The sequence below is a fragment of the Monashia sp. HAY1-2A genome (assembly GCF_056755315.1).
In genome coordinates, this window is sequence record NZ_JBNDHY010000150.1 from 1 (window position 1) to 10,302 (window position 10,302).

General features: G+C 69.4%; 12 protein-coding genes. 4 read left to right on the plus strand and 8 right to left on the minus strand.

The window, feature by feature from the left end; all coding sequences use genetic code 11:
• Window positions 1–182: 182 nt before the first annotated feature.
• The 6 genes from ACPYOM_RS17890 to ACPYOM_RS17915 form a co-directional block, all read right to left on the minus strand.
• Entirely contained in the window at window positions 183–536 is a 354-nt protein-coding gene (locus ACPYOM_RS17890) for a cupin domain-containing protein (protein WP_481346994.1), read from the minus strand.
• 46 nt (window positions 537–582) lie between these two features.
• Complete coding sequence (locus ACPYOM_RS17895) at window positions 583–2,025, minus strand: NAD(P)/FAD-dependent oxidoreductase (protein ID WP_481346995.1); 1,443 nt, start codon at window positions 2,023–2,025, stop codon at window positions 583–585.
• A 109-nt stretch (window positions 2,026–2,134) separates the two neighbouring features.
• Window positions 2,135–2,899 (minus strand): amino acid ABC transporter ATP-binding protein, encoded by a 765-nt coding sequence (locus tag ACPYOM_RS17900; RefSeq protein ID WP_481343903.1) that lies wholly within the window; start codon window positions 2,897–2,899, stop codon window positions 2,135–2,137.
• The gene (locus ACPYOM_RS17905; protein ID WP_481346996.1) at window positions 2,896–3,813 is read right to left on the minus strand and encodes an amino acid ABC transporter permease; all 918 of its coding nucleotides are present in this window, start codon (window positions 3,811–3,813) and stop codon (window positions 2,896–2,898) included. Before ACPYOM_RS17905 ends, ACPYOM_RS17900 begins: the two co-directional genes overlap by 4 nt.
• An 80-nt stretch (window positions 3,814–3,893) precedes the next feature.
• Window positions 3,894–4,823 carry an ABC transporter substrate-binding protein gene (locus tag ACPYOM_RS17910; protein ID WP_481343352.1) on the minus strand — a complete coding sequence of 310 codons (930 nt, stop codon included), beginning with the start codon at window positions 4,821–4,823 and terminating at the stop codon, window positions 3,894–3,896.
• A gap of 64 nt (window positions 4,824–4,887) precedes the next feature.
• Window positions 4,888–5,133: a hypothetical protein gene (locus ACPYOM_RS17915; RefSeq protein WP_481343351.1), complete on the minus strand. Its 246-nt coding sequence runs from the start codon at window positions 5,131–5,133 to the stop codon at window positions 4,888–4,890.
• A gap of 259 nt (window positions 5,134–5,392) precedes the next feature.
• On the opposite strand from ACPYOM_RS17915, the gene ACPYOM_RS17920 reads away from it, so the two are divergent.
• The 4 genes from ACPYOM_RS17920 (at window position 5,393) to ACPYOM_RS17935 (ending at window position 8,934) form a co-directional block, all read left to right on the plus strand.
• Window positions 5,393–5,929 carry an Lrp/AsnC family transcriptional regulator gene (locus tag ACPYOM_RS17920; protein WP_481346997.1) on the plus strand — a complete coding sequence of 179 codons (537 nt, stop codon included), beginning with the start codon at window positions 5,393–5,395 and terminating at the stop codon, window positions 5,927–5,929.
• A gap of 73 nt (window positions 5,930–6,002) precedes the next feature.
• Window positions 6,003–6,761, plus strand: a complete 759-nt coding sequence (locus tag ACPYOM_RS17925; protein WP_481343349.1) for a (Fe-S)-binding protein — start codon at window positions 6,003–6,005, stop codon at window positions 6,759–6,761.
• Window positions 6,758–8,263: a lactate utilization protein B gene (locus ACPYOM_RS17930; protein ID WP_481343348.1), complete on the plus strand. Its 1,506-nt coding sequence runs from the start codon at window positions 6,758–6,760 to the stop codon at window positions 8,261–8,263. The genes ACPYOM_RS17925 and ACPYOM_RS17930 overlap by 4 nt, the downstream gene beginning before the upstream one ends.
• Window positions 8,264–8,445: 182 nt before the next feature.
• Window positions 8,446–8,934, plus strand: a complete 489-nt coding sequence (locus ACPYOM_RS17935; protein ID WP_481346998.1) for a LutC/YkgG family protein — start codon at window positions 8,446–8,448, stop codon at window positions 8,932–8,934.
• 104 nt (window positions 8,935–9,038) lie between these two features.
• On the opposite strand, the gene ACPYOM_RS17940 is transcribed toward ACPYOM_RS17935, so the two are convergent.
• Together ACPYOM_RS17940 and ACPYOM_RS17945 are read right to left on the minus strand one after the other, a co-directional pair.
• The gene (locus tag ACPYOM_RS17940) at window positions 9,039–9,740 is read right to left on the minus strand and encodes a GntR family transcriptional regulator (protein ID WP_481346999.1); all 702 of its coding nucleotides are present in this window, start codon (window positions 9,738–9,740) and stop codon (window positions 9,039–9,041) included.
• Window positions 9,741–9,813: 73 nt separating this feature from the next.
• Window positions 9,814–10,158, minus strand: coding sequence for a cupin domain-containing protein (locus ACPYOM_RS17945; protein ID WP_481347000.1), 345 nt, complete (start codon window positions 10,156–10,158; stop codon window positions 9,814–9,816).
• Between the last annotated feature and the right edge of the window lie 144 nt (window positions 10,159–10,302).

The window sequence follows — 10,302 nt, forward strand, 5'->3', positions numbered from 1 at the left end:
CCCCCCCCCCCCCCTTCCTGCTCCTTTTTTTGTTTCCTCCCCGCCCCCCCCACCCCCCCCCCCCCCCCCCCCCCCCCCCCCCCCCCCCCCCCCCCCCCCCCGCTTCCTGGGTTACGCGGACCGCCATGCGTCCACCCGGGGAGGCGACGTCTCGGTGACGCCCGTGCCGGGTGGGACGCCACTCAGTCGAAGCCGTGGCAGGCGAACTTCCGAATGGTCTCGGTCACGTCCCAGCGGCCCGTCCAGTGCTTGGGCTGAACGATCACGTCGCCGCCGGTGATCTCGAAGCGGTTGCCGGTCGCGTGGTCGGTGATGGTCGCGCGGCCGCTCAGGATGTAGCACACCTCGGTGTCCACGCGAGGCGTCACCTCCCAGCCTCCGGGCTGGCACTCCCAGACGCCGGTCTTGGCGACGGGATCGGTGTCGAACGACAGCTTGAACGTCTGGGGGTCACCGGAGTCGTAGCCGGGGCGGTGACCGTTGGGCTCGAGCTCGCCGAGGATCGTGGCGGCGGGTACGTGCAGGTACGGCAGCATTGAGGTTCTCCTTTGGTGTGTCTTGGGAAGGTCGGCTGGGCGTCAGTCAGCTCGGTGGCAGGAACGGCTTGACCAGCCATGCCCGCTTCGCCGGCTTGCCGGTCCGCTCCTCGTAGGCGTCGGACGACGCGAGCGTCCTGGTGATGGCCCTCGAGGCGACGAACCGCAGCGGCTCGGGTTCCCAGTTGCGGGTGTGGTGCCCGACCCAGGGCAGCGAGGTCAGGTCGGTGTTGTGGCCCAGGATCAGGTCGCGCATGGTGCGGCCGGAGATGTTGGCGGCCGTGACGCCGTGACCGCCGAACGCACCGACGAATCCCATTCCCGTGGTGCGGTCGAACGTCGTTCGCATGCACCAGTCGCGCGGGACCGCCAGGGGCCCGCCCCAGTGGTGGGTGATGCGAGCCTGCGCCGTTGCCGGGAACGCCTCGCGCAGGGTCTCGGTGAGCCTCTGGAAGACCCCGGCGTCGCGCTCGTTCTCGGGGGAGATGGGGTTGGTCAGCCGGTACGGCGCCCCTCGGCCGCCCAGGGCGATCCGACCGTCGACCGTGCGCTGGGCGTAGTAGTAGAGGTGCCTCACGTCGCCGATACCCATGCCGTCCCGCCAGCCGAGCTCGTCCCACGTCTCCTGCGGGAGCGGTTCGGTGGCGATCATCAGGGAGTAGAGGGGCAGGAAGCCGCGTCGCTGTCCGCGCTCGCGGATCGTGTAGGACTCCGTGGCCCGAACCACGACATCGGCCAGCACTCGTCCGTTCCGGCACTGGACCACCTTGGGGCCCAAGCGCTCTGCCCGACTCTGCTCGTAGATCGTCACCCCGAGGCGCTCGCAGGCAGCGGCCAGTCCGCGGGCCAGCCGGGCGGGGTCGACTCGAGCGCAGTGCGGCGTGAAGGTTCCCGCGAGAACGCCCTCAGCGCCCCGGACGAGGTCGGCGCACTCCTCGACCGTGAGCAGCCTGATGTCCTCGGGACCCAGCCCGAAACGGTGCTTGGCATCGACCCTTTGGTGGAGACGCTGTACTTGCGGCTCCGTGGTCGCCAGCGTGAGCGCACCCGACTTCGTGTAGCCGCAGTCGATGCCTTCGGCCGCCACGACGCGGCCGATCTCGTCGACCCCGCGCTGGACCTCGCGCTCGGCCCGCAGGATGCTGTCCCAGCCGCCGGTGCGGGCGTAGCGTGCGCCGCTGCCGGCGATCCCGGCGGACACGAAGCCGCCGTTGCGACCGGCAGCGCCGAACCCCGCGATCTCGGCCTCGACGACCGTGACCCGCAGGGAGGGGTCGGCCGCCTTGAGGTAGTAGGCCGTCCACAGCCCGCCGAAGCCGGCGCCGACGATCGCGACGTCGCACGCGTGGTCACCGGACAGCTGCTCCCTCGGCATCAGGTCCCCGACGACGCCTTCGAGCCACAGGCTCCGCGACCACGGGTTGTCGTGTGCCGGTGGGAGTGCTGCCACCGCATCCGGCCCGTTCATGGGGTATGTCGTGAAGTTCATGACGATCGTCTCTCCGAATCGTGAATGATGCTGGACGGTGGGCGCGGGATGGTGGCGGCCCGGCCACGACCGCGGGAGCTGATGGGCCCGGCGTCCCGTCCTCGACGTGTCAGATGACGCATTCGAGAAACTCCTGGGTGCGGCGTTCCTGCGGATTGCTGAGAACCTCTCTGGCATCGCCACGCTCGACGATGACGCCGCCGTCCATGAAGACCAGGTTCTGGGCCACCTCCCGGGCGAAGCCCATCTCGTGAGTCACGACGACCATGGTCATCCCCGCACTGGCGACGTCCCTCATGACGTCGAGCACCTCGCCGACCTTCTCCGGGTCCAGGGCGCTCGTCGGCTCGTCGAAGAGCAGGATGCTGGGCTGCATGGCCAGGGCCCTGGCGATCGCGACACGCTGCTGCTGTCCACCCGACATCTGCGCCGGGTACTGCTTCTCGCACTGGCTCAGGCCGACCCTCGCCAACAAGGTGCGCGCCTGCTCCCGGGCGACGTCGCGTGAGACCTTCTTGACGACCACCGGTCCGGACATGACGTTGTCGAGCGCCGTCATGTTGGGGAACAGGTTGAACTGCTGGAAGACCATGCCGACCCGGGTGCGTTGCTTCGCCAGCCGGCGGGGCCCCACGGCGTGGAAGGCGTGGGGGTGCTCGACGTAGCCGAGGTCCTCGCCGTTCACCTTCAGGACGCCTCGGTCGACGGTCTCCAGGCCGTTGAGACAGCGCAGCAGCGTGGACTTGCCCGACCCGCTGGGTCCGATGATGCAGGAGATCTCACCCGCCGCGACCTCGAAGTCGATGCTGCGGAGGACGGGATTGTCGCCGAAGCTCTTGTGCAGCTTTCGGGCGAGGATGGTTCCTTCACTCACAGCAACGACTCCTTCTGGACGAGTTCGACGGTCCGCGGACCGCCACTCCCACTGACGGTGCGACTCGACTTCACCGTGCGGGAGGGTCGGGAGAACCGGCGCTCGATCATCGACTGCGGCACGCTCAGGGCCAGGGTCATGATCAGGTACCAGATGCTGGCGACGATGAGCAGCGGGATCGTCTCGTAGGTCCGGGCATAGATCGCCTGGGCGCTCTGCAGCAGGTCGGCCACCCCCAGGACGCTCACCAGGGACGTCTCCTTGAGCATCCCGATGAACTGGTTGCCGATGGGAGGGATGATGGACGGCAGCGTCTGCGGGAGGATCACCGTCCTGAGCTTGTCGAACCCGTGCATGCCGAGAGACTCGGCCGCCTCGAGCTGGCCACGTCCCACCGCGGCGAAACCGCCCCGGATGATCTCCGCCATGTAGGCGGCCTGGTTCAGCGTCAGTCCGATGAGGGCTGCCGTCAGGGGGCTGAGCAGCTCGTTGACGTCGACCGGCATCGAGATGTCCGTGAACGGGACCCCGATCGACAGACGCGGATACAGCGCTGCGATGTTGAACCAGAAGACGAGCTGCACCAGCACCGGCGTCCCGCGGAAGAACGTGATGTAGAGCCGCGCCAGACCGGAGACCGGTAGCTGGGACGACGAGCGCATCAGGGCGAGAACCAGTCCCAGGACGATTCCCAGCACCATGCTCACCATGGTCAGCAGCAACGTGATCCAGATGCCGTGGATGATGGACTCGGCCGTGAAGTACTTCAGGACGACCGGCCAGCGGTAGTTCTCGTTCGCGACGAGCGTGTAGACCAGAGCCGCGATCGTTCCGGCTGCGAGCACCCAGAGGACGTAGTCGACCGGGCGCTTGAGCCGAACGCGGGGCTTGTCCTCGGGAGGGAGTTCCGCCATGGTTCAGTTCCTTTCCGGGTGGCTGGGCGGTGGCGACGGAGGTTGCCACCGCCCAGCCGCGCTGTTGCCCTGACGAGGCGTCAGCCCTGGGGGGTCGCGATGGAGGCCTTGTCGATGCCAAGGGAGGGGAATCCCCAACGGTTGAGCGCCTCTTTGTACTTGGGGCTGTCGATGATCGACTGGATCGCCGCCTGGACGGCCGGCGTCAAGGGGGAGCCCTTGGCGAGGGCGACGGCGTTGTCCGCCGTGGCGACCTGGGGCTTGAGCACCTGGAAGGTGTTCGGCTGCTGCGCGTCGGCCCAGTTCAGCGATGTCGTGTCGTAGAAGACACCGTCGATCCGATGAGAGGCGACCTGGGTCAGCGCGTCCTGCACGCTCGGCAGCGAGACGGGCTTGATCGCAGGCTTGCCCTTGGACTCGCAGGTCTTCTGGGAAAGGGTCGGGAGGCGCTTCAGCTCCTGCACCGAGCCCGACTGCACGCCGATGCTCATGCCACAGAGCGTGTCGTTCGTGAGGTTCTTCGGGTTGCCATGGGCGACGGCGATCGACGAACCGTTCTTGAAGTAGAAGACCATGTCGAGGACCTTCAGGCGGTCCTCGTTGGCCGACATCCCTGACACCGTGAGGTTGTACCGACCGCCGTCGAGCCCGGGGATGATCGTGTCGAACTTGACGTTCTTGATCTCGAGCTGCAGACCCAGCTTCTTGGCGATGAGCCGGGCGATGTCGACGTTGAACCCGATCGGTGTCGTGTTGTCGCTCGCGATGAAGTTGGTCGGCGGAGCCTCGAGGTCCATGGCCACAACCAGCTTGCCCGACGTGCGGACGTCCGGCGGGACCAGCTTGGCGGCAGCGGTGTCGGTCGGGACCCCGTTCGAGATGTCGTCGGTGTGTTCCACCGGGGCGGACGCGGCCGGCTTCGTGGCGTTCGCCGCTTCGCTACATGCGGTGAGGGGCAGGGCAGCGGCGATGGCAGCGAGCGCAAGGCCAGCCCGGAAACGTGTGTGCATCAATGATTCTCCTGCTGAGGCGTGTGTGGCAGCGGAGGGCGAGGGTTGCGTAGCGTGAGCCGGGTCAGCTCACCCCGATGGGGTGGCCGCGGCTCGACCCCGTCTCCTTCCAGACGTCCGCGGTGCTCGACGGCATCCGCTGGAAGGTCTGACCTGACAACGCTAGGGCCGCTGCTGAAGGCACGTCCAGATCGACGGTGCAAAGCCGGGCGATCATGTGATAGGCCAGCGCATATGCAGCCGTTTGCCCGGCGAGGACACCCTTTCGGCCACTTTTTGTCCAGCAGTAACCGATGACCTGCAAGGGCACGTTGGTGCGCTCCTCCCGGCGCTTTGACCGCAGGTGGAACTCGCGGAGGCCCCCGCCGGCGCACATCCGCGTCGGACCATTCGGCGCTCTGAGGCCGCTCGGCCTCGCTCGTTCGTCTAGCGGACTCGTCGGCCAGGAGCAATCTGTCTTGTCGTGCTGTGGCGGTCTGGACGGCCGCCCCCGCAACTCCCTAGCCTTCGCACGGTGTCGCAGCAGCCGGGCCAGTGGTCGTGGACCGCGTGCGTGAAGGGCCCGGAGCGTGGCGCAGGCACACGACACACCGGTGCGGCCGGAGGCCCTCTGCCTGACCGCGAACTCGGCCCCGGAGGAGGCGGTCACCGTGGACGCCATTGACCAGAAGATCATTGCCGAGCTGACCCGCAACGCCCGGGTCTCCTACGCCGAGCTCGCCGGCCAGGTGCTGCTGTCGCGCAACGCCGTACGCCAGCGCATCGAGCGACTCGAGCGGCAAGGACACATCGCCGGCTACACCATCGTCCGGGCCGGCGACGGAACGGGCGATGCCGTCTCGGCGGTCGTACTCGTCTACCGCCAGGACCGCCTGCGAGGTGGAGACGTCCTGGCTGCGCTCAAGCGCATCCCCGAGGTCGTCATCTGCGAGATCCTCAGCGGCGACTTCGACATCATGGTGCGCGTGGAGGCGGGCTCCCTCGAACGGGTACGCGGCGTCTGGGAGGACATCGCCAGGATGCCAGGCGTCCGGGACACGGTCACGGCGCTCACCTTGTCGAGCGTGGTCAACCGCCGGAGAGCACCCCGGCCTCCGGCGGAATGATGACAGCTCACGGCCGCACCGACAATCTCGTGCCTCGGCCCCTCCGCAGGCCCGACGGCCGTAGCGTGCTGTTGTGAGAGTCGCGCTGTTCGCCACGTGCTTCAACGACACGATGTGGCCCTCGACGCCGGCGGCGGTGGTGACGCTGCTCGAGCGCCTCGGGTGCCGGGTCGAGTTCCCGACGGCCCAGACGTGCTGCGGCCAGATGTTCACCAACACCGGGTACGCCGCTGAGTCAGTGCCGCTCGTCCGTTCCTTCGTCGAGGTGTTCGGTGGTTTCGATGCGGTCGTTGTGCCGTCGGGGTCGTGCACCGGGTCCGTGCGCGAGCAGCACGCCGGACTGGCGCGGCGGGCAGGTGACGTGGCGCTCGAACGGGCGGTCGCTTCGCTGACGCCGCGGGTGCACGAGCTGTCGGAGTTCCTCGTCGACGTGCTCGGCGTCGTCGACGTCGGCGCGTACTTCCCCCACCGCGTGACGTATCACCCGACGTGCCACTCGCTGCGGATGATCCGGGTCGGCGACCGGCCGCTGCGGTTGTTGCGGGCCGTACGGGGGATCGACCTGGTCGAGCTGCCGAGGGCGGAGGAGTGCTGCGGTTTCGGCGGGACCTTCGCCATGAAGAACCCGGACGTGTCGGTCGCCATGGGTTCGGACAAGGCCCGGCACGTGCGCGAGACCGGTGCCGAGGTGCTCGTCGCCGGCGACAACTCGTGCCTCGCCCACGTCGGCGGCCTGTTGTCCCGGCAGCGGGCGGGGGTGCGCACGCTCCACCTGGCCGAGGTGCTTGCCTCGACCGAGGACGCGCCGTTCGCGCCGAAGGGGGTCCGATGAGCCGCACCTTCGTCGGCATGCCGGCCTTCCCGGAGGCCGCGCGGGCAGCCGTGGCCGACACGCAGCTGCGACGCAACCTCGGTCACGCGACGGCGACGATCCGGACCAAGCGGGCCGCCGTCGTCGGGGAGGTCGAGGACTGGGAGGCCTTGCGGGTCAAGGGCGCTGCGGCCAAGGACCGTGTTCTCGCCCACCTCGACACGTACCTGCTCGAGCTCGAGGCGCGGCTCACGGAGGCGGGTGCCACGGTGCACTGGGCCCGCGACGCCGCTGAGGCCAACGCCATCGTCGTGGCCATCGCGAAGGATCGGACCTTGGGCGACGAGACCCCCGAGGTGGTCAAGGTCAAGTCGATGGCCACGCAGGAGATCGGCCTCAACGAGGCCCTCGAGGCGGCCGGCGTCCACGCCTGGGAGACCGACCTCGCCGAGCTCATCGTCCAGCTCGGCGACGACCTGCCGAGCCACATCCTCGTCCCGGCCATCCATCGCAACCGCGCCGAGGTGCGTGAGATCTTCCGCCGCGAGATGGCCCGGGTCGGGCGTCCCGCGCCTCACGACCTCACCGACGAGCCCGCCCGGCTGGCCGAGGCAGCGCGGCTCCATCTGCGCGAGAAGTTCCTGCGCGCCAAGGTCGCCGTCTCAGGGGCCAACTTCGCTGTCGCAGAGACCGGCACGCTCGTCGTCGTCGAGTCCGAGGGCAACGGCCGCATGTGCCTGACCCTGCCCGACACCCTCATCAGCGTCGTCGGCATCGAGAAGCTCGTCCCCACCTGGGACGACCTGGCGGTCTTCCTGGAGCTGTTGCCGCGATCGTCCACGGGCGAGCGGATGAACCCGTACACGTCGATGTGGACCGGCGTCACGAGCACGGACAGGCGACCCGACGGACCCCAGGACGTGCATGTCGTGCTCGTCGACAACGGCCGCACCAACGTGCTCGCGGACGTCGTCGGCCGGCAGGCGCTGAGGTGCATCCGCTGCTCGGCCTGCCTCAACGTCTGCCCGGTCTACGAGCGCGTCGGCGGGCACGCGTACGGCTCGGTCTACCCCGGCCCGATCGGCGCAGTCCTCGGTCCCCAGCTCCGCGGCCGGCAGGGTGCCCTCGAGCAGTCGCTGCCCTACGCCTCGACGCTGTGCGGCGCGTGCTTCGACGCCTGCCCCGTCCGCATCGAGATCCCGGAGCTCCTCGTGCACCTGCGCACGAAGGTCGTCGACGACCACCGAGGTGGCGTGCCGACTCCGGAGGCTGCGGCCATGAAGGCGGGCGCCTTCACGTTCGCCACGGCGACGCGCCTGGAGAAGGCACAGCGTGCGGCGACGACAGCGGGCCGGCTGCTCGGCCGACGCGTCCGCCTCACGCGGCTGCCGTGGCCGCTCTCGGCGTGGAGTGAGGCCCGCGACGCACCGGTGCCGCCGACCGAGACTTTCCGGCAGTGGTGGGCACGCACCCGCGACGGTGAGCTGCGCGACGGCGGCACGACGCGAGAGGAGGAGCGATGACACGGCAGAGCGGTCTCCCGGACACCAGTGCGGCCCGGGCCGAGATCCTCGAGCGAGTGCGAACGGCTTTGTCCACCAGAGGAACCCACCATCCCAGGACGGACTCGCCGGACAGCCGTCCCCCAGGCGCGTCTGCTGCTGCGGCGGCCGCTCCGACTCTGATCGAGCTGTTCGTCGAGCGCGTGGAGGACTACCGGGCGACGGTCGTCAGGTGCCCGGCCACGGGGGTGGCGGCGGCGCTCGCGGAGGTGCTCAGGGAGTCACTCGGGAAGGCGTTCTCCGTCGTCGTCCCCGAAGGCTTCGGCACCGAGCTGCCCGGGCACGTGGTGCGCGAGCGCGACGTCGCGGACGTGCACGACGTCGAGGGAGTCGACGCGGTGGTCACGGCGGCGGCGGTCGCCGTCGCCGAGACCGGGACGATCGTGCTCGACCACGGTCCGGGGCAGGGACGACGCGGCCTGAGCCTCCTGCCTGACCTGCACGTGTGCCTCGTCCGCGCCGACCAGGTCGTGCGCACCGTCCCCGAGGCGGTCGCTGCCCTGCGCCCCAGCGTCGAGGCGGGCCGGCCCCTGACCTGGGTCAGCGGCCCCAGCGCAACCAGCGACATCGAGCTCGACCGCGTCGAGGGGGTGCACGGCCCGCGGACGCTGTGCGTGGTCCTCGTCGAGTAGCCGACGGACGTCGAGGGGGCCGACCGCTCCTGGCGTGTTCGGCGGCGTCCGGGCCGGCCCGTCCCGGCGCCGAGGCGCGACTCGAAGGCGCGTCAGGGCGCCGGTCAGAAGCCGGCGCCCCGGTGCTCGAGCATGCTCGGAGGGGGTGGGTTTCCTGGCTCGCGCGTGCCGGCGAGCGCTGACGGGAAGTGGTCCGCCAGCGCCCGCCGGAACGCGTCCGTGCCGCCCTGCAGAGCGACCTCGGCGAGCCTCTCGTGCTCGTCCGCGATGGCGTGCAGGTCGCTGTAGGAGCGATGGTCCACCGAGAAGTACAGGCGCAGCTTGGTCTCCCAGCCGTGCCAGAGGCTGCGGAGGACGCCGTGGCCCGACAGGTCGTAGAACAGACTGTGGAACTGGAGGTGGGCGTCGATGCTGGCCGGGACGTCGTCGTCAACCGCCGCCCGACGCAGGTCCTCGATCGTCCGGGTGAACCTGGGCCGCTCGGGACCGCGCAGCGCGTCCAGGGCCAGCTCCCCGGCATACGGCTCGACCAGCAACCGGACCGACGCGATCTCCGCCACCTCGTGGGCGCTCACCTCCACCACGAACGCGCCACGGAAGGGGAACTTCACGACCAGGCCCTCCTCCTCGAGCTTGGTCAGTGCCTCTCGAAGAGGAGACCGGCTGACCCCGAGGTCCGCGGCGATGTCCCTCTCGCGCAGCTGTCCGCCGGGTGGCACGCGCCCCTCCAGGATGGCGGCGCGGAGCATCCGGTAGATCCCCTCCGGGGTCGTCCTGCGTTCCAGCCCGCCGAGCTTGAGGTCCATGTGGCCGCCTTTCTGGTCGTTTGTCGACCATATCAATGCCGGGACTGCCATGCCCCCAGCTGTCGAACCACCCTCAGTCGAACCCGTGGCAGTACACCTTGCGAATGGTCTCGACGACGTCCCAGCGGCCGGACCATCCCTTGGGCTGCACGATGACGTCGCCCGCCGAGATCTCGTAGCTCGCGCCGGTGTCCCCCTCGGTGACGATCGCGCGCCCGCTCACGATGTAGCACACCTCGGTGTCCTCCCGGGTCGACTGCCAGCCGCCGGGCTGGCACTCCCAGACGCCCGTCTTGACCGCCGTGTCGAATGTGAGGATGGAGGTCCTGGGGTCGCCCGAGTCGAAGCCGGCTCGGTGTCCGTTGGGCTCGAGCTCTCCCAGGATCGTGGCCGCGGATACGTGGACGTACGGATGCATGAGCTGTTCCTTCGGTCTGGTGTCGATGGTCGGGCGGTTAGCTGTTGGGTGCCCGCGTCAGGGGCGGGGCAGGCCGAAGAGGACGGGCAGGTCGGCGATGTCGGTGATCCGCTCGTAGCCGAGCCAGTGCTCGTCCTGCTCGAA

What these genes read in the sequence shown, in the direction of transcription:
- ACPYOM_RS17890 (WP_481346994.1), bottom strand. Translation starts at nt 536, where the DNA reads ATGCTGCCGTACCTGCACGTACCCGCCGCCACGATCCTCGGCGAGCTC.
- ACPYOM_RS17940 (WP_481346999.1), bottom strand. Translation starts at nt 9,740, where the DNA reads ATGGACCTCAAGCTCGGCGGGCTGGAACGCAGGACGACCCCGGAGGGG.
- ACPYOM_RS17910 (WP_481343352.1), bottom strand. Translation starts at nt 4,823, where the DNA reads ATGCACACACGTTTCCGGGCTGGCCTTGCGCTCGCTGCCATCGCCGCT.
- ACPYOM_RS17930 (WP_481343348.1), top strand. Translation starts at nt 6,758, where the DNA reads ATGAGCCGCACCTTCGTCGGCATGCCGGCCTTCCCGGAGGCCGCGCGG.
- ACPYOM_RS17945 (WP_481347000.1), bottom strand. Translation starts at nt 10,158, where the DNA reads ATGCATCCGTACGTCCACGTATCCGCGGCCACGATCCTGGGAGAGCTC.
- ACPYOM_RS17905 (WP_481346996.1), bottom strand. Translation starts at nt 3,813, where the DNA reads ATGGCGGAACTCCCTCCCGAGGACAAGCCCCGCGTTCGGCTCAAGCGC.
- ACPYOM_RS17895 (WP_481346995.1), bottom strand. Translation starts at nt 2,025, where the DNA reads ATGAACTTCACGACATACCCCATGAACGGGCCGGATGCGGTGGCAGCA.